The sequence below is a fragment of the Bacillus sp. FSL R10-2780 genome (assembly GCF_038006125.1).
Classification (GTDB): Bacteria; Bacillota; Bacilli; order Bacillales; family Bacillaceae_G; genus Bacillus_A; species Bacillus_A cereus_U.
Genome location: NZ_JBBOUQ010000001.1, coordinates 59,931 through 85,208, shown reverse-complemented (window position 1 = coordinate 85,208; position 25,278 = coordinate 59,931). Strand labels below are relative to the sequence as shown.

The window sequence follows — 25,278 nt, the reverse complement described above, 5'->3', positions numbered from 1 at the left end:
GTCTACTAGGCTAATAACATCGTATCCTTCATCGTTGAACCTTTCACCAAGAGCTCTAGTTCAAACTCATACAATTCTTTTTGTCGATAATTTTTCGTATGGATTTTATCCATCATTAATTCGACAACTTTTCGGGCCATCTCGTCGATTGGCTGTTCAATTGTCGTAATACCTGGCTCTGTAATCTGCGCTAAAATTTGATTATCAAAACCGATAACAGCGAGATCTTCTGGAATACTCCAATCATGACGTTTCGCCTCTGAGATAATTCCAGCTGCAACCTCGTCGCCTCCTGCCAAAATCGCGGTAGGATTTTTTTTGTCCTTTAATACTTCATGGAATATTCGTTTTCCATCATCCCAAGAGAAAGCGTTTTCAAGAAAATCGATTGCTTCCACTTCTCTACTCTTTTCAGTAATAGCGCGTAAAAAGCCCATTTTTCGCTGTTGGCTCACTACTTTCGTTTCGTTACCACGGCAAAAAATAAGATTACGATATCCCTGTTCTAATACATGATTGGCAGCTATGTATGCTCCCTGTGCATGATCAAATTTCACTGTTGGAACATTTGCTTCCTCAATATATTCATTACATAACACGATTGGACCGTGTTGCAAGTATGGCTCCACATTCTCCCATGGATTTTCTAGTGAACATAGAATAATCCCATCTACTTGTTTCGTAGATAATAATTGTAAATACTCCATCTCTTTTTCCGGTAAATATCTTGTTTGACAAATAATCAGTTTATATTTATGTTCAGAAGCAGCAATCTCGATTGCTTCAATAAATCTACTAAAAAAAGGATTTGTAATCCTTGGAACAAGCACCGCAATTGTTTCTGTTTTTTGTTTACGAAGCCTTCTCGCCGCAGAATTAGGAACGAAGCCTAAATGCTTCATTGCTAATTGAACCCTTTTCTTTTTCTCATCTGAAACATATGGATGATTATTGATCACCCTAGAAACCGTTGTCCTTGATAACCCCGCTAATTTCGCCACGTCCTCGATAGTCGACACGAAATTTTCCCCCTTTGCATGAAAACGTTTTCTTATCCTGATTATATAGTATATTATTGGAAACTGCAATATAGGTTCTTATGATTTTACTATATTAATATTATACATAGGGAAAAGTCTGTTAATGGCAGGGAATTACACACTACTTTTAGAATTTCACAATAAGAATATTTATAAAATAAAGGATGATATTTCATGAATCGGACGGATCGTTTATTAGCTATATTAATTGAATTACAAAGAAAACAAACCGTTACAGCACAAAGCTTAGCTGAAAAATTCGAGACAAGTATACGCACTATTTATCGAGATATGGATGCACTTAGTGAATCTGGCGTCCCGCTTTTCGCAATGCCTGGTCACGGTTATTCATTAATGGATGGTTATTTCTTACCACCCATTCAACTTACGCCTGAAGAGGCTGTTACTCTTTTATTAGGCAGTGATTATATTGAGAAAACTTTCAATTCTTCTTTTTCTGTACATGCGCAATCGGCAAAAGAGAAACTTGAGGTTGTCCTCTCTACTGATCAAAAAAAGAAAGTTGAAGAGCTGCGAGGAACTTTCCGTTTCCTTTCTCCTATATTTTCTCATCAGCAACCCGAGCGAGAACAACTAGAAAACCAACTTTTCTTATTGCAAGAATCTATTCAAAAAGAACAAGCTATCTCTTTTTCTTATCGTAAACCAAGAGAAACTACAAAAATAAATCGGACCGTTCATCCTTACGGTTTAGTCAATATTTCAGGAATTTGGTACATCGTTGCTCATTGCTTACTGCGAAAACAAATACGTAATTTTCGTTTAGACCGTATGGATACATTACAGCAAGAACAAGAATTCTTTACAAAACCGAAGGACTTTTCTTTACAAGACTATCAACCTGAAAACAATCGTACTGTTACGATTCATTTATTATTTCCATCCCATATTGCACATAAAATTATTGAATCACGATACTTTTTTATAGATTCATACGAGCATCAGGATAATGGTTTTCATGTCTTTTTGAAATCAAGAAATATAGATGAAGTCTTTCAATGGATATTAAGCTGGGGTAGCCAAGTGCAAGTACTAGAGCCAAAAATTCTTTCTGAGAAAATATATGATGAAGTAAAAAAAATGTTAAAACTTTAATTTTTTATTTTACTACTGACATAATGTTGTCAGTAGCCCTCCTTTATTGTAGGTATTAACAAATACATTTTCTTAAAAAGGGGATAACAATATGAACAAATTTGAGGATTTAGCAACGTATTACATAGAGGAATTAGAAAAATACTCTCTCGAACAATTTAGAACGAAACCTTCTACAGAAGAATGGTCTCTTGGTCAAATGTATAATCATTTACTTTCGGCTACATATATGCAGTTAGATGCAATCGCAAAATGTAGAACTGAAATGCCCTCTGTAACTAACAAAAAAACGGATATGGGTGAAAAAGTATATATAATGGGGGCCTTTCCTGACATACAAATAAAAGTGCCAGATCATCCGGGATATACACCCGAAAATCCAACTAACAAAGAAGAAGTACAAGAACGTTTTCTGGAATTAATTACAGTTGTTAAAGACATTGAGCCAACACTTACTTCTATTCCTAATGATTGTAAAGTAGAGCACCCTGGACTTGGGTACTTAAATGCGGCAGAGTGGTTCCAGCTCATTTCTATGCATTTTGCACACCATCTTCGTCAGAAAGAAAGATTGGATAAAAAAGTTTTAGTGTAAAGAATTATAAAAGGAGTATCCCCTCAGTCCAACTTCTAACTAGGCGATCTCCTTTTCTGAACAATATCATGGCAAATAAAATTATATTAACGATTTTTCGAATATATCTATCGTAACTTCAAATATATCAACGATTCAACAAGGGATATCGATTTACCAACAGCTTTTTTTATGGTTTAGATATTTCCTGCATAAACCCAGCCATGCTCGCTAATAAACTAGTGAACACGAAAAGTACAATAATAAGAGGGATAAGTTTATCTTTATTTAAATTCGTAATCGTTTTCAAACCTATTCCTAATAAAACGTAATACCAAATGTTAAATATATCTATTCTTTGAGCGATTGTATGTAGAATCATATTATCTGTCGCTATTGCACCTAAACCTGTATAAGATATCTCATATCCACTTAGAGAAAATGTAATTAATCCGTTTAAAATCATCCCTACCCTTAATACAAACGAAGCATAAATAATTACCGGGAATGTTTCTTTATAGCTAATATCAACTCCAAAAAAAATCATAATATTCTTGTAGAATATAGGGGCAAAAAATATAGCTACGATGCCACTAACTGCGGATATCCCAAATGTGGTAAAGAAAGTTATGTATTTTGGAACAGTAAATCCCGTTTTATCATGAAACATACTAAGTGCAGGATTGTTTAAAGCATTCCAAGACATTAAAGCACTTGAAATTATAATAAGTACCATTAAAAGAGCTAGTGGAAATAATATATTTCTTTGATTCTTCATCCTTTTGAATTGTAGTGTTGGCGAAGTAAATATCCCCAAAATCGATGGTTTTTCCGAAAGTTCTTCATGCATAAGACTACTAGCTTGCAAGAAAATTCCCCTTTCTCATTACATTTATAGCTCTTCCCACTTCTTCCATACTTCTCTCCCATTTATACGATACACATTATCCTCTCGATCCATAAATCCGTGCACGATAAACTCGCGTCTAATCGTACAAAAGTCCTCGTGATATTGTTTTATGAATGTATTAATTTCTTTTTCCGTATACTGATTCTCTGCATTTAACTTGCTAATTAAATGCTCTAACAATACTAACTTTTTCTTTTTTTGACCTGGAATCGATTTTAAACGATCCTCTTTATCGAAAAAATTACGAATGGTCGTATCACGAAATTTCATTTGGCTTTCGGTCATTTTATTTTCCTCCTTATTATTTATCCTTTTCCTTGGCTTTTTCACCGAAAAGGTCCAGTGCATACCCTACGCTTATAAGGAAATAGTAGAATCCAAGAAATGCTAACGTATCTTTTACGCTAGTATGTTCTTCTTTGCGAAACAAAATAGGTGATATGGTGAAAACGAGGAAATAGACGCATGGATATAGTATGAAATAATAGTTGAATTTTTTTCTCATAGCTCCTCCTCTTTCTGTATATGATTCTATTCAAATCTTTGTAATCCCTTTTTTAATATTCCCCTCTCCTTTAGGTAGGTCTACAGGAATTTTCAAATAAAAGTGATATGTTCTATCCAATGATCTTTCACATATATTTACATGGATGAATTACAAGTCAAGGGGGAATATGAATGCGGTGGATTTATTATGATCCTTTGTTTGAAGTAGATCAAGTCGTTCCATCTGTTAGAACTTCTTCGCCATGGGCTGGGCATAACAAGTTTGCTTACGATCTCGTTACATTTTTCAAACCTAATACACTAGTAGAATTAGGAACATATTATGGATCTTCCTTCTACAGTTTTTGTCAGGCTGTTAAAGATGAACAACTCCCGACACAATGTACTGCAATTGATACTTGGCAAGGAGATCCACACGGTGGTTACTATGGAGAAAATGTATTCGAAACCGTAACAAATGTGCTGGACACGTGTTATCCAGGAATCGGAAAAACGATTCGTTCTACATTTGATGATGCTTTAAATCAATTTGAAGATGAAAGCATCGATTTATTACATATCGATGGGTTTCATACGTTTGAGGCGGTCTCACACGATTACGTTACATGGTTACCAAAACTTAAAAAGAACGGTATTATTTTATTTCATGATATAGCCGTCTTCGAAAATGGGTTTGGTGTACATCTATTATGGGATACTTTAAAAGCACAATACCCTCATCTAGAATTTTCACATTCGTACGGTTTAGGCGTCCTCTTCCCAAAAGGACATGAAGAAAAATTTGAAAATGTGCTCACTAAAAATAAAGAACTACAGCAAAAGTATGGAGGATAAACCTCTAATTAAAATAAGATAAATAAAAAAGCACCATTTCGGTGCTTTTTATTTACGCTTCAAATGATTGATTTTCAGCAATGTTTCTAAACTGGCGCTTATGCATCCAAGTTAATGAAGCAATTGTTCCAAGTGATAATACAACGATAAAGATCATGAGTATCCCTATATTTTGCCACATAAAGTTAAAATCACCGCTTGATACGACTGCTTTAAACCCTGATACAGAGTATGTCATCGGTAGCCAAGCATTAAAGGGTTGTAAATACTTCGGAATCAACTCTAGCGGGAATGTTCCAGCGCTAGTTGTAAGCTGCATAATTAATGTTAAAATCGCAATGAAACGGCCCGCATCACCGAATGCTGTTACTAAACATTGAATTAATGCGATGAATGCTAAACTTGTAATAATGCTAAAGAGTATGAAGTATGGAATGCTTTGTACTTCTACACCTAATCCGAATAGTAATATGACATCTGCTACTATTGCTTGAATAATACCGACTGATAATAAAACACCAAACTTACTAATAAACCAGCTGAATCCTGATTTCGGAACGCCGACTGTATCGCGTAATGGGTATACGATAGATAATAGTAATGCCCCAACGAATAAACCGAGTGATAAGAAATACGGTGTAAATCCTGTTCCGTAGTTTGGAACTTCCGCTATTTTCTCCACCTTCACTTTTACTGGGCTTGCAAACATATCATACGTTTTATCCGTTCCTTTTACTTCTCCTGTCTTTTCTGCACCTTCACCAAGTTTCTCAGCAAGTTCACCTGACCCATCATTTACTTTTACGAGTCCGTCTGTCACTTTTCCTGAGCCGTCTGTTAGTTTATTTACTCCGTCGATTAGCTGGGTTGAGCCAGTTTCCATGTTATTTAGACCACCATTTAGAGTACCTAAGCCAGTTGTTACTTGACCCGAGCCATCTGCTAATTGATTTACGCCACCTATTATTTTGTTTGTTCCTACAGATAATGTACCTAAGCCGCCTGTCACTTGGCTTGAACCATCTGCTAATTGATTTACGCCACCTGCCATTTGATTTGCTCCTGCAGATAATGTACCTAAACCACCTGTTACTTGACCCGAGCCATCTGCTAATTGATTTATCCCAGCAATTAATTGACCAGATTCGTTTTCAAATGTATTTGCGCCTTCTTTAGCAGTATTTAACTTCTCACCAAATCCGTGGAATTTTTCAACAAATCCTTTTTGTGCACTGGCTAATTCCTCAATACCACTCGTTAAAGATTGCAATTTCTCTGTATTCGGTAGTTTGTTTTGCGCATCACTTGTTGTTTGATTTATTGCACCTTTTAATTGTTTTACTTCTTCATTTAATTTATTTGTTCCACCTGCTACTCCAATAGCTTTTTGCTGAACTGTCGCTGTACTTTTTGCCGCATTTGTTATATATGGTTGTAACTGCTCTTGATATTCTTTTGGTAAACTCTCGATTTGCTTTTGCAAATTAGCTACATCTTGTGCTGCATTTTTCGCATCTCCTGCCGTTGATTGAGTAAATTCATTTAACTGATTTACATTTTCTCCAGCACCATCTATTTTCTGATTTACCGTATTTAATATAGTAGGAACTTTCGACTGCATTTCCTCTAAGCCTGCAACAGAATTTTTCACTGTACTATTTAACTCTTGCAAACCCTTTTCAATTTTTTGAGAGGCTCCCTCTAATTGACTTTGTCCGCCAACAAGTTGTTCCATACCATTTGATAATTCATTCGTTCCTGTTTTTAATTCACCTGTTTTACTTACTAATGTATTCAAACCTGCTGTTACTTTCTGAGACCCATCTTGTAATTTCCCTATACCTGTCTGCATCTCACCTGTTTTACTATTTAATTCATTTAAACCATCTGTTACTTTTCCAGACCCATCTTGTAATTTCCCTATACCAGTTTGTATTTCACCCGTTTTGCTATTTAATGTATTTAAACCATCTGTTACTTTTCCGGACCCATCTTGCAATTTATTAGATCCATCTGCTAATTTCTGAACTCCATCTTTCATCTCCCCAGATTTCCCTTGAAGTGTATGGAGTCCATCCGTCACTTTACTTGATCCATCATGCAACTCACTAGCTCCATCATGTAACTTATTTGCTCCGTCCGCTCCATCTGCTAATCCTTTTGATACGTCTTTAATGGAATCAAACATTTTCTCTGCATATGTTTTCGTTAACGTGCTTGATACTTCACCTTTAATTTTTTCAATTGCTGTTCCGCCAATTTGTGAAGATAAGAAGTTTAAACTTTCATTTGGAATATATTCTAAGTTTAATGGTTTCGGATCGTCTTGTAATAACGTTGTAGCGTTACTTGAGAAGTCATCTGGGATACGTACTAGCATGTAATACTTTCTGCCTTCCATTCCCTCTTTCGCTTCTTTTTCACTTACAAATTCCCATTTAAAACTTTTATTATCTTTTAAGTTATCAACGAGCCCTTTCCCGACCTCAATTGGTTTCCCATCAAGTTCTGCACCTTTATCTAAATTGACTACCGCAACTGGCAAGTCATCTAGCTGCTCATACGGATCCCAAAAGGCCCATAAAAACATACCCGCATATAAAATCGGTACAAATAAAACCGCAATGATTGGGATTAATATTTTTTTACTTTTTATAATCTCTGCAAATTCTTTACTAAGCAACTTATGCCATTTCATAATTTATCCCCCTTTTCAAAAATGACCAAAATGTCTATTTAGTCATTTTTAACCAAATAAAAAGGCTATATCTGTTCATACATATGCCTTATCCCCGAATTTATACTATGCACATTTTCAACTACTTGATTATACTATTTAACCACCCTTCTCATATAAATGACCAATTTGTTCAATTAGTCATTTATTATAATATTAAAAGGATTATCTTAATTTGACAATCCTTTTAGTAAATAAAGTTCGAATAATTCCGATATCTTTTCTTTTTCTAACGGTTCATGATTTTTTTCCCAATCAAAAATAAGCGATACGTATAGGCGAAGCATAATAAACGCTGTAATTTCTGGATCACATTTGCTAATCTCACCTTTTTCAATCGCAATCTCTAAATAAGATTGGATGACAGAAATGATTTCCACATCTACTTGTTGCATCACTTCTTGTACTTCTTTCGTTCCCATATCACGCTCTTCTTGAATTAGTTTAATCATGAGCTGATGTTCTTTTCTAAATTCTAATATGCTATATAATGCTCTATGTACATTTTCAAAAAATGAAATATCTGAACGAATTGCGTCTTTTGCGACTTGCTTCATTTCTGTAATTAAATTAGAAATAATTTCGCCAAATAGTTCTTCTTTATTTTTGAAAAAAGTATAAATTGTTCCTTTTCCTACATTCGCTAACTTCGCAACTTGATCCATCGTCGTTGCTTTATAACCGAATGCTGAAAAAGACTTTGTTGCAGCTTCAATAATAGAACGTTTTCGATCTATCGCCACATCGTCACCTCCAAAAATGACCAATCGGACAATATAGTCAATCGGTACATATTTGATATTACCACACGCTTACATTCTATACAAGTTCTCTTTTTAGTTATTCCCAGTATAAAAACATTCCAGTCAATGTATATAATACTGTCATAGTGTATCAGAAAAAAAGGGGAAAGGAAAAGATGTTCTTCAGATATAATTTTTATGAACACCTTTTTCTTATTTCAACGTAGAAAGCGTAATTTTGTCTAAACTAGAATTCAATATGTCCTCTCTTTTCCTTTCACTCTGACAATCTTCTTCTACAGTTAAACCTTACCTAACAACAACAAAATTACTCTTTTTCTAATAAACAAATAAAAAAACAAGAAAATCCTTACAATTAATAGTAATATAGAAAATAGACAAGTTTATCAAAATAGTGGAGGCTTTTTTAGTCATGATGCGTGCGCTTCGTTTAAATATAAAGCAAGCTTTTTGTAATCGTGTTTCTTTAATTATTATGTTTAGTGGATTCGTTCTTATTTGTATTTATCATTATTATTTTGTAATTCGTTATTTAGGAGATGCTGCGAATGGACCTATATCAACGGATATTAAATGGATTGGATTTCGTGGCAATGAAATGGATGTTTATTTGTTATTAATGCCAGTTATTGCGAGCCTTCCCTTTAGTACAAGTTACAACTCGGATAAATCAGATGGTTTTAAACCGTTTGTCAGTAAAGAAATTGCTATATTTCCTTATTCAGTAATGAAATATATCGTTACATTTTTTTGCGGAGGAACTCTTTATACGTTTCCATTCATCTTATCATTATTATTTTGCAAATTAACCATTCCAGACGGAGAACCGACGGCTGGTTCAGGCATTATAAATGATAACGGGATGTTCGCAAACTTATATTACGATACTCCCATCACTTACATTACTGTATATATCGGAATTAATTTTTTATTTGCAGGTTTAATGGCTCTTTTAGGACTTGCTGCATCTGCATGGTCACAAAAAGATTATATGGCGCTTCTATTTCCATTTGCAACTACCGCCATTCCTTACATCCTGCTAAATACGATATTCCCTACAATAGGCGGGGCACCTATTCATTTATATGATCCAAGGCAACCGCTGCATGGCATGTCACCATATATTTTAACAATACAATGTACCTTCTTCCTCCTCGTTAGCTTATTCATGTATATACAAGGAGTAAAGCGCGATAGAAAAAAATATAGAAGAAGACTGCAAAGAAGAGATCGGTGTAGAAAAGCGTTTCAAGCATAAAAAACCTAATTTCCACATTTTATCTTGGAAATTAGGTTTTTTATTCATTTACGGCGTACCAGCCACCCCCCATAAAATAACAACCGCCGCAAAATAAATTGCTTTAGTACCTACAACTAAACATAATGAAATAATTGCATATTTACTCAATTCTCTTCTTGCTCCTATTAAAGTAAAAATGACTGCCAAACTAAATGTTATATAAGAACTTGCTGTATTTATTAGGTTATACGTAATATCTAAATTCTGTGTAAGTCCTGTTATCTCGGCTATAAACTGAATCATGACGATACTACTAAAAAAGATTGCGATTTGATTCATTAATTTCCCACTTGTTAGCGCTTGCATCTTTAGCCCCTCTTCCGAAAACTAAATATTCAATTAATTTTATCACCATATTATAAAAAAAGGAATTCTATCTTCATAATTATATGACGATGCAAAAACAAAAAAGAACGCTTAGATACCTAAGCGTTCCCCTACTTTAAGAAGCTTTCTTCAAATCAATTTGAGCAAGTACTGGATCGTGGTCACTTACACGTCCATGTTCTTTCATAATGTTTGAGTTTAAGTGTACTGGGTCTATAATTGTGTGTGGTGCGATGTTATTTGTTACTAAAATATGATCTAACACTTGTGCGTTACCTTCATGAATGTACGTGTAACGATTCTCTTTCGGCACTGTGTTTAACATATCTTTTAATATCGTTCCCTCTAGTGCTTCTAAAGGTTTAGAGAATTCAAAGTCATTCATATCACCTAATACAACAACTGGTGCATTCGTATTCTTTTTCTGAATATCTTGTACGAAATGATTCACTTCTTGTGCTAATTGAACTCGTTTTTCTTCACTCTTTAATACGAGCGGCTGTACTTTTCCGAATGGCGTTGCATCTCCTATTTTTGAGTTTAAGTGATTTGCAACGACAACAACGTTTTGTCCTTGGAACGTAAATTCTGCCGCTAACGGTTTACGTGTACTTTCAAATAATGAATTTTCATCTCCAATACGAACAACATTTTTATCAAGTAACTTCGGTACTGCTGCTAATTTCACGCGTGATGGGTTATAGAAGAAACCGACGCGAATATTTGCTCCTGGTGCTCCTCCGTCTTGATTGTTGTTTGGAGCGATTTCTACATACTCATACTTCGGACCACGAATTTCTACCACTGCATCAATGATACGTTTTGCGCTTAATGAAGCATCTGTTGTACCGTCATTAATCGATCCGTTATTATCTTGCATTTCCTCTACACCGATAATATCAGGCATTTTCAAGTTATATTTAATAGAATAAGCTAACGCTTTTACCTTTTCATCTGTTGTTTCTTTTTTGTTCGCTGAGAAGTTTTCAATATTATATGTAGCAACTGTTAACTTATCAAGACGCGGCTGAATATTTGCCCCTACTTGCTTAAACCCACCGTCCACTACAGATGGTAATTCCGTTACTGGCGAAATGCGGTACGAACCGTAGTCATATCCTACTACGCCTGTTATATTACCAGTGAACGTATCTCCTACTTTCGCGACATAATCACGAGGTACTTTTACAGAAAGACGCTCTGGGTTTAATTGCTCTTTATCTAATAGCGGTGTGCCATACTTCGTTATAACTTTATCCCCACCATTTTCTACTGTTACATATAAATTCCCGTTTTTCTGAGGAGCAATAATTTTTGGCGTTGGCATCGTAACGCGCATACCTTCTACACTTTCATAAAAATCGATTGCATCTTCATTTGGATCAAATAAACCGAATGCATCATTATCGATAATTTGATCAGGGATTTTCACACCGTTTTCTCCAAGTACAACCGGTGCTGGTAAAGGTTGATCTTTTGCGATTACAGCAACGCGGCTCGCCTTAATTTCAGTCGTCATTAAGTCTGTTTCAAATCGTTCTGCATATCCAGGCCCAACATATTCTTCTACTTCTCCATCAACTTGGACAAGGTCTCCTACTGCTACATTCGCATCTTTTTTGTATACGTAAATACCTTCTGAAGTAGCTGGATCATTATCTGGCTGATTATCTTCTATATAAAAACCATTTTTATCAAGCGCTGTTACAACGCCTTCCACATTGTTTACTTTCTTCCCATTGTAAGGAGAAATATGTGATTTCCCTTGAATATCATGAATACGAACTGGTTCATTGTTTACGATAATAAATGAAAATGTTGAAACTGCTGAAGAAGTAAGCCCTTCTTTTTCTGCGATTGCTTTCACTACACTATTTTCATTCACTACAATTTGTCCGTTATAACGAACACTTTTATTTGTAGGATTAGAGCCATCCAACGTATAGTAGATTGTTGCTCCTTCTGTATTCGTTGTTAATGTTACCGCTGTCCCTTTTGCAACTTCCCCGCCATTTGGTGATGCCACTACATCGCTAACGCGGTTTTGTTCTTCTCCGTAAAACTTATGAGCTGTTACTGATTTTAAACCTGGGCTACTAAAATATAATTCAAGCGTCCCTGTCAAGCTAACTTTCTTCCCGATATTTTCAGGATGGTCTTTCACATTTACAGCCGATCTCACATCGCCTTTTGGTAACTGAACAGGCATGATCTTGTCTGGATTCGTTTCGTTTGGCGAATCGGCAATTGCCACGTTTGTGTCGTCAAACTTAGCCGGATCTTTCGTGTATTTAGAAGGACTTTGCGTATACCCAACGATATATCCTTCCACTATCCCCTTCGTTTTCCCTTGCTGCTTAAATACTTGAATTGCTTTTTCTACTGACATAGAAGTAGTTTCTTCCGCCTGCGCTAAAGTTCCAGTAAATGAAAGCAATAACATCAATGATAAAAAGACACTTAATAATTTCTTCACAGCCATCTCCCTCTCCCTATTTCATATTTTCTCAACATTTCTATCATATCAAATGATTCGTTATATAGAACTATATTTCGACAACTTTTACACAAAATTCATTTAATTTACAACTTTTCAAACTATAATACAAAATAACTTATATAGGTTTATTGACTAACAGGTATTTTATCCAATAAACAAAACGCCTTCAATATAATTAAAGGCGTTTTGCTTGAACTATTTTAATGTGCGACTAATTCGGTTTCCATTTCTTTGTCTAAATGAGATAACACACGTTTCACCGCTAACTCACCTTGCTCAATACAAGCCGGAAGACCAGAACCAGCGTAAGAACTACCTGCCAAATACACACCTGGCAACTCATTCTCCATAAATGTTGTGAGCTTTTTCATTCGCTCTTTATGGCCAACTGTATATTGAGGCATCGCTTCTTTCCAGCGGCTTACAATTGTAAACTCTGGATCCTCTGTAATATCCATTGTCTTTTGTAAGTCCTCTAATACAAGCTGCACAATTTCTTCGTCAGTTTGTTCAACAATCGCTTCATCACCAGGTCGTCCAACGTAACAACGAAGAAGTGCCTTTCCTTCTGGCGTTGTATGTGGCCATTTTTTATGTGTCCACGTACACGCTGTAATCGTGTAATCACTATTTCTTGATACGACAAATCCCGTACCTTCAATATCACGCTGAATTGCAGACTTCGGGAAAGCAAGTGCCACGTTTGCAACTGATGTAGACGGAATGTTACGGAAGAAACGAAACTGCTTGTACTGCGCAAACATAGACGGCAATATTTTATGCGGTGCTGTAACTACAATCGCGTCTGCTTCCATTTCTTTTCCGTTACTAAGAGTAATCGTATAACTATCACCAAGTTTTGCAACTTTTTCAATACGAGTTCCCTTCATTATCATATCATTAGGAATCTTGGCTTCAAGAGATTCTACTATAGATTCTAAACCGTTTTTCACAGTTTTAAAGATTCCCTTTTTCAATTCAGCCTTCTCTTGCTTTGGAGCGAGCGTACGCATACCGAGTGAAATACTACGATGCTCCTGTTCAATTTGATAAATTTGAGGGAATGTTGACATTAAACTCATTTCATCAATATCCCCTGCATAAATACCAGATAATAATGGCTCAATTAAATTTTCAACGACTTCATTTCCAAGGCGATGCCTGAAAAACTGCCCGAGTGATTGGTCAGATACTGGCTTTGATCTAGGCATTAACAGATCAAAACCAGCTCTTAGTTTACCAATTGGGGAGAACAATCCGGAAAATAGAAACGGCGTAATTTGCGTTGGAATTCCCATCATTGAACCGCTCGGCATTTTATGTAACCGATTGTTTACGAGAACGAACGATTGACCGGTCGCATTATTTACAAGTTCAGCATCAAGTCCTAATTCTTTCACTAATTTAGCTGCGCTCTCTTTTCTTGCTAAGAAAGAATCAGGGCCACGTTCAATTGTAAATCCATCTTTTTGAACGGTTTGAATTTTCCCGCCAAGTTTACCGGACGCTTCTATAAGCAATGCATCTATCGGCAAGTTTTTTTCACGAATTTCTTTTTGTAAGTTATACATTGTTGTTAATCCTGTGATGCCACCGCCGATGATCACAACTTTTTTCCTCAAGTAAGCTCCCCCTTTCTACTTACATTACAGATTCTTTTTTCTTTAATACAACATCTGCTAAACAGTCGATAAATGCGTCCGATGCGTTTGGCATTTCTGGACGATAATATTTCGCGCCAATTTCATCCGTTACAACTTTACACTCAAAGTCATTGTCATATAAAACTTCTAAATGTTCCGCAACAAATCCAACTGGTGCATATACGAATGAACTGTATCCGTACTTTTCATTTAGTTCTCTCGTTAAATCTTGTACATCTGGACCAATCCAAGGATCTGGTGTATTTCCGGCACTTTGCCAGCCAACTGCATAATTTGCTACTTCAGCACCGCGTGCAATATAGTCAGCTGTTTCATTTAATTGATCTGGATATGGATCGCCGAGTGCGATAATTTTTTCTGGTAAGCTATGTGCAGATACGATTAACACAGCTTTTTCACGTTCTGCTTCTGACATACCGTTATATATACCTTTCACTGCATCAACCCAATACTGAATAAATTTCGGTTCTTTATACCAGCTATCAATGCCGTGAATTGTTAAGTTTCCAAGTTTTTCTGCTTCTTCTTGCGCTCGTCCTACATACGACTTCACACTAAAAGTAGAATAGTGAGGGGCAAGAACGAGTGCAATTGCATCTTCTATTCCATCTTTATGCATAGCTTGTACTGCATCTTCAATGAACGGTTCAATATGTTTTAAACCAAGATACATGTGGTACTCTACTTCATCTTGCATTTCATTTAAACGCGTCTCTAACTTTTTAGCTTGCTCTAATGTAATAGTAGCTAAAGGAGAAATACCACCAATTGCACGGTAACGCTCTGTTAAATCTTCTAGCATTTCAGGACTTGGCTTTCTTCCTCTGCGAATATGTGTATAGTAACGTTCAATATCTTCTTCTTTATATGGCGTTCCGTATGCCATTACAAGCAAACCAATTTTCTTTTTCATACAGACAATCTCCTTTACTTCGCTAACTGTTCTTTAGAGTACTCATGAATAAATGTAGTTAAGCGTTTTAATGTATCTGGATTTACTTCTGGGAATACGCCATGACCTAAGTTAAAGATGTAACCTGGCTGCTTCATCCCTTGATCTAAAATACCTTTTACATGTTCTTCAATAACAGGCCAAGGTGCTAGTAAGAATGAAGGATCCATATTTCCTTGTACCGCCTTATGAACACCACGCGTGCGTGCTTCTTCGATTGATAAGCGCCAATCTAAACCGACTACATCAAGCGGTAAGTCGTGCCATTCATTCACTAAGTGTCCAGCCCCAACGCCGTGCATAATCATTGGAACACCCATCGTGCGAACTTCTGCAAAAATACGTTCCATCGCTGGTTTAATAAATATGCGGTAATCCGCTACATTTACTGTTCCAACCCAAGAATCGAAAATTTGAACCGCTTTTGCTCCTGCATTAATTTGCGCTTTTAAATATGTAATAACCATATCTGCAAGCTTATCCATTAAAGCGAACCAAGCTTTCGGCTCTGCATACATAAACGCTTTCGTATTATGATAGTTACGAGAAGGACCGCCTTCAATCATATAGCTCGCTAACGTAAATGGAGCTCCTGAAAAACCGATTAACGGTACATCTAACATTTCTGTCGTTAATAAGCGAATTGTATCTAATATGTAAGGTACATCATCTTCTGGATTGATTTCCCCTAATTTTTCTACATCTTGTAAAGAACGGATTGGATTATCGATAACTGGACCAATGCCAGATTTAATTTCCACATCAACACCAATTGCAGGTAGTGGTGACATAATATCTTTATACAGAATTGCTGCATCTACGTTATATTGATCAACTGGTAACTTTGTAACGTAAGCACATAACTCTGGATTATGTGTAATTTCAAATAAAGAATACTTTTCTTTTATCTTTCTATATTCCGGCTGCGAACGACCTGCTTGACGCATATACCATGCTGGTACATACTCCGTGCGTTCCCCCCTACATGCTTTTAAAAATGTCTCATTTATAGTTCTTACCAAGACCCTAGCTCCCTTCCTTACCAATGCTTTTTCTTTAAATATGCTCTATTCCGATATTTATCTTTTTTTACTATACAGCTTGTAAAAACAAAATGCATAACATTATGTACGTTGTTCATTAAATTGACACAAACATTCGTAAAACCGCTTACTATTTTCACAACATTCTTATTATAACACAGAGAAAAACTATGGTTTAGCTACTTTTGACTTTTCTCCTTCACGGTTCGTTTGTGTGTTATATGGCACAACGTAAAAACTTGATTTTGAGAATATATTAATAAACTTTTCCTCATATTTCCCTGTTCCTTTTACCGTTCCAACGTGAGTATGCATTCCTTTTTCAACTTTATAAATTCGATACATAATTCTCTCATCAGGAAGCGGCGTCCAGCTTAGTTTCATTGCAAATAAACCGAAAGGACTAAAAGCTAGTTTTGCTTCCACGTTTTTAATCTTATCTAAACGAATTGGCAGCCCAATTGTTTCAACACCTTTTGGTCTATGAAAACTCGCTTTATCTTGTATATTTGCTTTCGTTAAAATCTTTTTAAATAACATCGTTGCAGATGCATTTCCATCTTGTAATTGATGCTCTTTATCGGTGCGGTCATAGCCAATCCAAACTGCACCTACTAAATTCGGTGTATATCCAACAAACCACATATCACGCGCACCATGGTCGTCATTCGGCAGTGAAGTTGTGCCTGTTTTTCCAGCTAAAGCTCCATTATATACGCCAGCTTTCGCCGTACCTTCTTTCACAACTCCTTCAAGCATCTTTGTCATATACCATGCCGTTTGCTTTGAAAAGACTTTCGTTTCAGCTTTTGATGATTCTCCAATGACTGCCCCGTGTCTATTTAACACTTTATCAATAACGTGCGGTTCGATAATATTCCCGTTTGCTAAAAAAGATCGGTACATTTTGACAAGATCAAATGGAGAAACACCATTTTTCAGCCCGCCAAGTGCTGTGCTTAAACCTGAGTCTGCAATATGAACATTCCCTTTCTCTAAATATTGCTTTCCCTCATCTACCCCTAATTCATTTAATAAAGATACAGCTGGCACGTTTGCTGATTCTAATACCGCATCGTACATCGTCATCTCTTTCGTGTACTCATGATTATAATTTCGAGGTTCATATCCTTCAAACGAACTTTTTTCATTCGTTAATAAAGAATATGGATTATATTTTTTCGTCTCGAGTGCTGGGCCATATACGATAAGTGGCTTTAAAACAGAACCAGGCTGCCGCTTTGCAAAAACGCGATTAAGCCCTCTCGGAACATACTCTCTTCCGCCAATCGCGGCTTTAATTCCGCCTGTCTGGTTATCCATTAATAAAAATGCACCTTGCGCCCCGTTTTCTTTACCAGGGAAATTTCTCGCATCTTGAAACTGGTTATATGCCACCTTTTGAACTTTTTCATCCATCGGTACGACAAACGTATATCCTCCGCGTAGTACTTCTTGATGCGATAAACCATATAAACGCGCCGCTTCATCTATAACCATATCGATATACGGCATATATGCGAGTTCACGTTCATCTGCATTTTTATAAAGAGCGATTGTTTTCCCTTGGTAACGAACACTATCTTCCGCTGTTAAATAGCCTTGTTTATGCATAAGGGACAAAACAAGATCACGGCGTTCCTTGCTCTTCTCAGGAGATAAGTACGGTGAATAGCCATTTGGCGCTTTCGGAAGCCCTGCAAGCATAGCTCCCTCTTCCACTGTTAAATCTTCTACATTTTTATTAAAATACAATTTAGCCGCCGCTTGAATACCATATGCCCCGTGACCAAAATAAATATGGTTCATGTACATTTCAAGAATTTGCTGCTTCGTATATTTTTGCTCTAATTGAAGAGAAATTGCGACCTCTTTCAATTTACGCGTAAATGTTTTTTCGCGAGTTAAAAAGACATTTTTAGCTAGTTGCTGCGTAATTGTACTACCGCCTTCTACCTTCTCTCCAGCTAACGCGTCTTTATAAAGCGCCCGAAATATAGAAGGGTAATCAATTCCTTGATGCTCATAAAAACGCGAATCTTCCACAGCAATAAATGCTTGCTGCACGTACTTTGGAATTTCTTCAATCGGCACGAGCTCTCTATTTTCTACATATAACTTCGTAATTTCTTTTCCTTTCTGGTCAACGATACGTGATGAAGAGTGGAAAACAAGCTGCTTTTCATCCATCATATAGCCACCAGCTAACACAATAAGTTTATAAAGTACAATCGCTACTACAAACGTTGCTACCCCGCCTAATAAAGTCCACTTTGCTTTCTTCATACATCGGCCTTCTTTCCAAATGATGGTACATTTATTATTTGAAAAAGAAGTATCTTTATGTATATAATCTTCGAAGTTTTTCACAAGAGTTGATATAATAGAGACAAACTATAAAGGGGGCATTAAAATGAAGGCTATTATTTCATACGAAACACCTCTAGAACAAGCACATTTCACTGCAAAAAATAACGAAAAAGATATGTTTTATAAAGAAAATACTGAAGAATCTGTAGAATCCTCATTTCAATATGACGTATTAGACGCTGTTGGAGAATTTAAAGGACAACCTGGCTACATCGTTTGTAACAACATTTCTGTAACAGACGAAGGTCGCCCTGTATTTGAAAACCGTTTTAAAAACCGTGCAGGTCTTATCGAAAACGAACCTGGTTTCCAAGCAATCCGCGTTCTTCGCCCATTAAGTAATGATACATATGTCATTTTAACGATGTGGGAAACAGAGCAAAACTTTAAAGACTGGACAGAATCACGTTCATTCGAAAATGCTCATAAAAAACGCCCTGCACAAGCAGAAGGACAAGGACAAGGACAAGGACAAGGACAAGGACAAGGACAAGGACAAGGACAAGGACAAGCACAGGCGCATCCACATGCAGAACAGCAAAAAAGCATTTTCTCTCGCCCGTCGTTCGTGACTACTTTTGATGTGTTAGTTTAGGTTTCTGAGTTCTGAGTACACGGTATGTGAAATTATATGAATGATTTTCCGAATATATCTATCATACCTTTGAATATATCAACGATTTTTTCAATATATCTATCACATCTTGAAATATATCAACGATTCGACTAAAGATATCGATTTAACGACAAAAAAGGAAACATCATTACACACGAGGGCACTGAAAAACTTACGTTTTTCAATCCATAAAACATATGTGAAACGAAAAAGGCGACTTTCCGTTCAATCTTAAATGGAAAGTCGCCTTTTTCTTATGCCTTTTTACTTCTTTTCTTTCATTACTTTGTTTATACTCTTTATCTACACGTTAGGTTTCTTCGGTATTACACAGCAACTTTTACCTGGTGCGGGTGCAATATATTTGCAATACAATACACTTCACTTGCATTTGCTATTCTCTTAACCTTTTTAGAAATAAGAAAAGACTTAAGCACTTTATCATTCAGAATTTTAGTGATTGGTATTGGAGCATTAGTACTTCTTTATCTGGTTCTAATCCCACTTCTATGGGCACTTAGCGCTAAACCATAAGATATAACGATAAGTCAGGTTAATCCTGACTTATTTTTTTGCTTTTTTTGATAATTCCCGATTATCCCCTCTTTAATAAGTAGAAGGATGGGCCCTACCACATGCCCATCAAGCTAAGATTTTAAAGTACCCCCATAACGAAATTTTTATCTCTATACAGTTATTTATGTGAATTCAGCTCTTTTTTTGCGTTTTGGGGGATAATTAGTTTTTCAACTTGATGGTAATGTGGTGGGCCCCCTTATTAGTCGATGCTAAGAGCTTTTTTACCCATTTGATTATAAATATTTTCAAACCATGATTTATCAGCTCTTACATTCTTTTGACCAGTAATCGGGTCATTATAGTACACATAATTACTGTCTACCCCTGTTAGTGTAACTGCATGTGTGTTAAATTTAGCGTAAATTGTTTTACCTTGTGGTGTTTTCCATGTAACAGGTGAATTTGGAGTAGTTAGTCCTTCTGTTACCCAAACTACTACTGGTTTACCATTTCTAACATAGTTTTCTAGAACAGAGAAACCATGACCTGTCAAGTTTGTTCCTTTTGCATATTGGTCTAAAAGACGTTTTAAAGGGGTTGGATTGATAGCATACCCCGGTTTCTTACCTGTAACATCACCTACGAATCCAACATCAGGGTCTCCCCAAGTTTTGTATCTTCCACCTTGTTTAACCATTGGAGTTGTATCTTTTGGCATTTGTTGTGCAAAGTCTACTTTATTAAATGTACGTCCAGTATGATACTCAACTAACATTTGCAGAGAAACTGCTTCACAACCATTGTATAACTCAGGGTATTGGTATTTAGAAGGTACGTCTAGGATAACAGAACTGTTTGTAAGCGTATTTTTGTTAATCCATTTATCGCCTACTCCTGTTACAATCTGCACCCAACCATCTGCTCGTTCATTAATTACTCTTACATTTTGTGATGCAAATTTCATTGCTACGTTTGAAGAGAATCTAGGGTTATCATATGCAAAGAATACAGTAGGGATATGAATCCATTTTGTTTCTTCTTCTGTAGTAACCCACTGTAAACCTGCATGTGTTCGTATTAACATCCACGCTCCTTTTTCTTCTACTACTGTTACAGTTTGAGCGCCATATGACGTTAACTCGTTTCCTGCTCTTGATGGTCTATCGTATGATTTAAAGTTTTTATTTATAACTACTCTTTTCTCGTTTGGTAGAACCCATTTATGTCCTGCATGTGTGCTTATTCTTACCCAACCGTCTGTGCGTTCTTCAACCACCGTTACAGACTGAGGTGAGTATTCATATAAGATTCCTGATGACAGAGAAGGCTCGTTATAGGTAAAGAAATTCTTGTTCATTGGAATCTTTTTCTCGTTTGGTAGAATCCATTTATGACCTAAATGTGTTTTAATTTTCACCCAACCGTCAGGTCTTTCTTCTACTACTGTTACGGTTTGTGGTGAGTATGAACTTGCTACCCCTGATGACAGAGAGGGCTCATTATACGTAAAGAAATTCTTATTCATTGGAAGCTTTTTATCATTTAATAAAAGCCACTTGTCTCCATAGTATGTTTTAATCTTTACCCAACCGTCAGGTCTTTCCTCAACAACTGTCACGTATTGTGGCGAATACCCCGATGAGATTCCTGATGATAACGAAGGTTCATTGTATGTATAGAAGTCTCTATTAATTGGGATTCGTTTTTCTTGTGCTATTGCATAACTTAACGCAGGTGTTTCATTTGATTTAACTTCTTCTACTTCTTTAATTGCTTTCAGTTCAGCTTCCTGTTTAGCCTTTAACTCTGAATCTTCTTTTGCCTTTTGTTCAGACTCTTTCTTACCCTGCTCAGTCTTTGCTTTTAACTCAGCTTCTTCTTTTGCCTTTAACTCTGAATCTTCTTTTGCTTTTTGTTCAGACTCTTTCTTACCCTGCTCAGTCTTTGCTTTTAACTCAGCTTCTTCTTTTGCCTTTAATTCTTGTAGTTTTTCTTCTACAATTTTCATGTCTTTCTTGTTTTCTTCTCGCTTTTTAATAGCTTCTTGCTCTTTATCTTTTTCTATTTCTGTTTCTACCTTATTTCCTTCTTGTTTATCCACTTCCACTGTCTTTTCAGAGTCAATTGGATCCTGAATACCCTCTTTGAATATTTGAATCTCTTTTTGTAGTTTTTCTTGCTTATTATTTAAATCCGTAAATTTATCTGACAGTTCTTTATCTTCAACTGTATTTTCTACTACCTTACTTTGCTGTGCCTTTAATTTATCCTCATCTGCATATAACTTTTCTTGTTGTTTTAAGTAATCTTGTAGTTGTAACAAATCTTTCTTTTTCTGTTTCTGTTTTACAAAATCTAATTTACTAGGTAATTCTTTTGGTATTTCATTCTTTATATTTTGATTAACCTCCACTTTAGTTGCAGCTGTATTTCCAATTTCCGCTAATGAACTAGAAGGAAAAGTTAGTGAACCTAATGCGATAATTCCAGTAGTTGCTATTTTTGCTATTTTCATATATAAATTCTCCTTTTTTTCTAAATTTACTATATCATTCTTTTCACTAGATATTTCTTGCATTTTTATGAATTATTATATTTCTACAAACACATATATTAAACAATATATGTGTTTGTAGAAAAGAATTTTAATATTTTACACAGAGTGTGCCATTTAAGGTTCTGGTGCAAAAATAAAACAAAAGAGAACAAAGCATATATATTCCTAACTGAATCGTATCTTATGTTGCAAGTCCAAACAATTGATGGATGAATTCTTTTTGATTTTGGACAGATAAAATAAGGGCATGTAAACTTAGACTATCAAATTAAGAGAGCGTGCTACTATGACACGTCAACGTCGAACTTTTACACCCGAATTTAAACTACAATTAGTGAAACTTTATGAAAATGGAAAATCTCGTGCAGATATTGCCCGTGAATATGACCTAACGCCTTCAGCATTAGATCGTTGGATTAAAAATCATACAGAAACAGGCTCTTTCGTTGCGAAAGATAATCGAAGAAGCTTTCACTTTTTATGTAGCCTCCTACACACTGGTGTTTCCTTTTTCTTTGTACCAATTATATATGCGAAGCGCGTCTTCTTTTCGCATATGCTTCACTTCGTAACCATGTCCCGCTACCGATACGGCAGCTGTACATAACTCGTCTTTCTTTTGAAAATGCGACTGATTATATCCTACTGCTTGAACATGCCTTCTTCGCATGATCCCTGTATATTTCGCAAGGCCTCGGTACACCATTACTAACTGATTTTCTCGTATCATATATCCACCACTTTTATATCTAGCGTATGCAAGTAACGTAAATACAATAAATAGCGGTATAAGAACGAACAACGCAGTATGCTGTTCAAAATATATACTCGCACCGGCGATCGGCATTGCGAGCACAGCACTTGTAATCCAGCCCATTACAACATAACGACGCAATGCAGCCTTCGGTAAATGAACGATTTCCTCTTCTACTTCATACGGCAACTGTAAATATGCGAGTAACTGCTGTACATCTTTTTTCTTCATAAAAGGGTGTAACATCACTTCATTCCCGGCGGATTCTATACTTTGAATGACTTCCACTTCGACAGAACAATAACCAAAAGGCTGGCGGAGAATTCCTTCTTTCACAGTAATCGCTTGAATGCGGTGTAATTTTAAAACAAACTCTTTCTTATCAAATAACCCTTGAACGATGCGAATTTCATTTCCTTTTCGCTCTATTTTAAAGTTCGCATATTTTAGCGCATAGCCAGCTGTCGAAACGACCCACGAAACCACCATTAAAATCGCGGCCATAACGATTAATTCATATACACCGTTATCCATCACATACGCTTCCACTTTATTTATGAGCCATTTTGGAAGAAATTCATTAAACTCTGTGTAAAGGATTACTAACATAGAGAACACTAATCCAAATCGGCCAGATGTAATAGATGCGAATAAAATTTCTTTCGCTGTTAACTGATAAACTGTCTTGCTTTCTTCTTCTGCGAGCGTCTCTTCACTCACAACGCTGCTCTCTTTATGTAATAAAGCAATCAGTTCCTTCGCTTCATCTTCTCTAATACCAGCTAACATCACTTCTGGCTCACTACCGCCGCCCGCTACTTCTATATTTAATTTCGTAAGTCCAAGCATTTGATAAATGATATTAGAAGATGTACTAATGTTTTGCACACGGTCTTTATTTAAATAACTTTCCTTCTTCACAAAAACACCGTGTTTTATATGTAAAATATTATTCTCAATCCAGTACACTTTGAAATACCATTTTACAGCTGAAAAAATAGCCATAATGAATAATATAGCTAAAAGAACAAGATGTAAGAAATACCAAGGCTCTACTTCACCATCTGAACGAAATAGAACAAGAAAAATAAAAGGCAACAAAGTCGCAATTCGAATACCTAATAATATCGTGATTGGATGTTGCCTCTTATACATCCTCATCACTCACTTTCGCAAGCTCTCCAATTTGTCTTTTCAACTGCTCTGCTTCTTCTTTCGTTAAGCCTGGAATACTATGAGAAATTGCCGCTGTTGAAATATGTAATTCTGCTAAATTATACTTTCTCATAATCGGTCCTTGCTCAATCGTTACGTGCTGCACACGAATCATCGGAATAAGCACGCGTTTTACAACGAACATTCCCTTTTGAATCTCAATCTCTTCTTCATTTAATCCGTAACTATAATAACGTTGACGTAAATTTGGAAATACAAAATAATCAAGTGGTATGTATATAACTGCTCCTGTCACTAACAATCCAAACAACCAGCCCCACCAATTAAAATTAATCATAAAAAAGAAATACGCTATTACGACTGCTAGTATAACCGCCGCCCCAATTAAAGCGTGAATCCTCCACACTTTCAGCATATTAGAATGAATCTCCTTTTCTAACGGCTGCATCTCATCACTCCAATTATATGAATTTATTAATTACATATTAGTTGTTATATACAGTTTTGTAAAATTATAGTTCCTTACATCGTGTCGAGCATTTCTTTAAAATTCCCTTCATTAATTGAATACACCTGAAACTGAATATAATCTAGTTCATTCGTATTAGGACGAGCATATGGCAAAATGTTAAATTTAGAAGCAGATCTTCCTAACATATCTGTAACCATAAGAGCAACATCTATATACTCAAAATCTATACGGAATGCTACCGCTTCTCCCGTAAATTCATAATCTTTAATCGCGTCATAAGACTTATTCGCACTAATCAGCATCACTTTTAATAGTTGGTTTAAATTTTCTGGTTTGAAATTAATCATTTATACAACTCCTTTTCTTAATAAAACACTACGAAAATAGTGTAATCTTTTTACTTTCATAGCTTCACACATTCATTATATTAAAAATAAAGCTAGTTTTTTATAATTTTTTTGATATAATTACTTACGGGAAAAGGGAAGACATTTATCTTCCCTTGTGTTTTTATTTGCATCTAGTACTTTTGCTAGATGCTTTTTT

General features: G+C 35.9%; 21 protein-coding genes and 1 pseudogene. 6 read left to right on the top strand and 16 right to left on the bottom strand.

Translation table 11 applies throughout. From position 1 onward, the window contains the following. Positions 1 to 5: 5 nt before the first annotated feature. Positions 6 to 1,019, bottom strand: coding sequence for a LacI family DNA-binding transcriptional regulator (locus NSQ47_RS00420; protein WP_002158960.1), 1,014 nt, complete (start codon positions 1,017 to 1,019; stop codon positions 6 to 8). Positions 1,020 to 1,214: 195 nt separating this feature from the next. On the opposite strand from NSQ47_RS00420, the gene NSQ47_RS00415 reads away from it, so the two are divergent. Both NSQ47_RS00415 and NSQ47_RS00410 read left to right on the top strand, forming a co-directional pair. Further along, positions 1,215 to 2,156 carry a helix-turn-helix transcriptional regulator gene (locus NSQ47_RS00415; RefSeq protein WP_341035803.1) on the top strand — a complete coding sequence of 314 codons (942 nt, stop codon included), beginning with the start codon at positions 1,215 to 1,217 and terminating at the stop codon, positions 2,154 to 2,156. Between the two features lie 91 nt (positions 2,157 to 2,247). Continuing rightward, complete coding sequence (locus NSQ47_RS00410; RefSeq protein ID WP_341035802.1) at positions 2,248 to 2,751, top strand: DinB family protein; 504 nt, start codon at positions 2,248 to 2,250, stop codon at positions 2,749 to 2,751. A 169-nt stretch (positions 2,752 to 2,920) separates the two neighbouring features. Here NSQ47_RS00410 and NSQ47_RS00405 read toward each other — a convergent pair whose 3' ends face one another. Genes NSQ47_RS00405 through NSQ47_RS00395 form a run of 3 tightly spaced genes read right to left on the bottom strand, consistent with a single transcriptional unit; the run spans position 2,921 to position 4,145 of the window. Then, positions 2,921 to 3,598 carry a Yip1 family protein gene (locus tag NSQ47_RS00405; protein WP_340822394.1) on the bottom strand — a complete coding sequence of 226 codons (678 nt, stop codon included), beginning with the start codon at positions 3,596 to 3,598 and terminating at the stop codon, positions 2,921 to 2,923. A 24-nt stretch (positions 3,599 to 3,622) separates the two neighbouring features. Then, positions 3,623 to 3,925 (bottom strand): DUF2087 domain-containing protein, encoded by a 303-nt coding sequence (locus NSQ47_RS00400; RefSeq protein ID WP_341035800.1) that lies wholly within the window; start codon positions 3,923 to 3,925, stop codon positions 3,623 to 3,625. A 16-nt stretch (positions 3,926 to 3,941) separates the two neighbouring features. Next, positions 3,942 to 4,145, bottom strand: a complete 204-nt coding sequence (locus tag NSQ47_RS00395; protein WP_078179704.1) for a hypothetical protein — start codon at positions 4,143 to 4,145, stop codon at positions 3,942 to 3,944. A 173-nt stretch (positions 4,146 to 4,318) separates the two neighbouring features. On the opposite strand from NSQ47_RS00395, the gene NSQ47_RS00390 reads away from it, so the two are divergent. After that, entirely contained in the window at positions 4,319 to 4,981 is a 663-nt protein-coding gene (locus NSQ47_RS00390; protein ID WP_002158968.1) for a class I SAM-dependent methyltransferase, read from the top strand. A gap of 52 nt (positions 4,982 to 5,033) precedes the next feature. On the opposite strand, the gene NSQ47_RS00385 is transcribed toward NSQ47_RS00390, so the two are convergent. Both NSQ47_RS00385 and NSQ47_RS00380 read right to left on the bottom strand, forming a co-directional pair. After that, positions 5,034 to 7,679, bottom strand: coding sequence for a YhgE/Pip domain-containing protein (locus NSQ47_RS00385; protein WP_341035797.1), 2,646 nt, complete (start codon positions 7,677 to 7,679; stop codon positions 5,034 to 5,036). 209 nt (positions 7,680 to 7,888) lie between these two features. Next, positions 7,889 to 8,461, bottom strand: a complete 573-nt coding sequence (locus NSQ47_RS00380) for a TetR/AcrR family transcriptional regulator (protein WP_002116844.1) — start codon at positions 8,459 to 8,461, stop codon at positions 7,889 to 7,891. Between the two features lie 433 nt (positions 8,462 to 8,894). On the opposite strand from NSQ47_RS00380, the gene NSQ47_RS00375 reads away from it, so the two are divergent. After that, positions 8,895 to 9,740 (top strand): hypothetical protein, encoded by an 846-nt coding sequence (locus NSQ47_RS00375; RefSeq protein WP_199710054.1) that lies wholly within the window; start codon positions 8,895 to 8,897, stop codon positions 9,738 to 9,740. Between the two features lie 48 nt (positions 9,741 to 9,788). Here NSQ47_RS00375 and NSQ47_RS00370 read toward each other — a convergent pair whose 3' ends face one another. The 6 genes from NSQ47_RS00370 to NSQ47_RS00345 form a co-directional block, all read right to left on the bottom strand. Next, positions 9,789 to 10,088, bottom strand: coding sequence for a hypothetical protein (locus NSQ47_RS00370; RefSeq protein ID WP_341035796.1), 300 nt, complete (start codon positions 10,086 to 10,088; stop codon positions 9,789 to 9,791). A gap of 136 nt (positions 10,089 to 10,224) precedes the next feature. Continuing rightward, positions 10,225 to 12,591, bottom strand: coding sequence for a DUF6359 domain-containing protein (locus NSQ47_RS00365; RefSeq protein ID WP_341035795.1), 2,367 nt, complete (start codon positions 12,589 to 12,591; stop codon positions 10,225 to 10,227). A 218-nt stretch (positions 12,592 to 12,809) separates the two neighbouring features. Next, positions 12,810 to 14,231, bottom strand: a complete 1,422-nt coding sequence (gene hemY / locus NSQ47_RS00360; RefSeq protein ID WP_341035793.1) for a protoporphyrinogen oxidase — start codon at positions 14,229 to 14,231, stop codon at positions 12,810 to 12,812. Between the two features lie 19 nt (positions 14,232 to 14,250). Further along, complete coding sequence (gene hemH, locus NSQ47_RS00355; RefSeq protein WP_002158974.1) at positions 14,251 to 15,186, bottom strand: ferrochelatase; 936 nt, start codon at positions 15,184 to 15,186, stop codon at positions 14,251 to 14,253. A 14-nt stretch (positions 15,187 to 15,200) separates the two neighbouring features. After that, on the bottom strand, positions 15,201 to 16,247 hold the full coding sequence (gene hemE, locus NSQ47_RS00350; RefSeq protein ID WP_340822373.1) for a uroporphyrinogen decarboxylase: 1,047 nt from the start codon (positions 16,245 to 16,247) through the stop codon (positions 15,201 to 15,203). A 189-nt stretch (positions 16,248 to 16,436) separates the two neighbouring features. Beyond that, complete coding sequence (locus NSQ47_RS00345; RefSeq protein WP_341035792.1) at positions 16,437 to 18,554, bottom strand: transglycosylase domain-containing protein; 2,118 nt, start codon at positions 18,552 to 18,554, stop codon at positions 16,437 to 16,439. 127 nt (positions 18,555 to 18,681) lie between these two features. Here NSQ47_RS00345 and NSQ47_RS00340 point away from each other — a divergent pair, with 127 nt between their 5' ends. Further along, positions 18,682 to 19,233, top strand: a complete 552-nt coding sequence (locus tag NSQ47_RS00340; RefSeq protein WP_341035791.1) for an antibiotic biosynthesis monooxygenase family protein — start codon at positions 18,682 to 18,684, stop codon at positions 19,231 to 19,233. 799 nt (positions 19,234 to 20,032) lie between these two features. On the opposite strand, the gene NSQ47_RS00335 is transcribed toward NSQ47_RS00340, so the two are convergent. Beyond that, positions 20,033 to 22,288, bottom strand: coding sequence for a C39 family peptidase (locus NSQ47_RS00335; protein WP_341035790.1), 2,256 nt, complete (start codon positions 22,286 to 22,288; stop codon positions 20,033 to 20,035). Between the two features lie 328 nt (positions 22,289 to 22,616). On the opposite strand from NSQ47_RS00335, the pseudogene NSQ47_RS00330 reads away from it, so the two are divergent. Further along, a pseudogene (locus tag NSQ47_RS00330) lies at positions 22,617 to 22,790 on the top strand (transposase); the annotation flags it as partial. A 30-nt stretch (positions 22,791 to 22,820) separates the two neighbouring features. Here NSQ47_RS00330 and NSQ47_RS00325 read toward each other — a convergent pair. The 3 genes from NSQ47_RS00325 to NSQ47_RS00315 form a co-directional block, all read right to left on the bottom strand. Further along, entirely contained in the window at positions 22,821 to 24,239 is a 1,419-nt protein-coding gene (locus NSQ47_RS00325) for a PH domain-containing protein (RefSeq protein ID WP_341035789.1), read from the bottom strand. After that, a complete protein-coding gene (locus tag NSQ47_RS00320) occupies positions 24,232 to 24,708 on the bottom strand; it encodes a PH domain-containing protein (RefSeq protein ID WP_078179713.1) in 477 nt (158 codons plus the stop codon). Before NSQ47_RS00320 ends, NSQ47_RS00325 begins: the two co-directional genes overlap by 8 nt. A gap of 74 nt (positions 24,709 to 24,782) precedes the next feature. Next, positions 24,783 to 25,079, bottom strand: a complete 297-nt coding sequence (locus NSQ47_RS00315) for a protoporphyrinogen oxidase (RefSeq protein ID WP_215572509.1) — start codon at positions 25,077 to 25,079, stop codon at positions 24,783 to 24,785. Positions 25,080 to 25,278 lie beyond the last annotated feature (199 nt).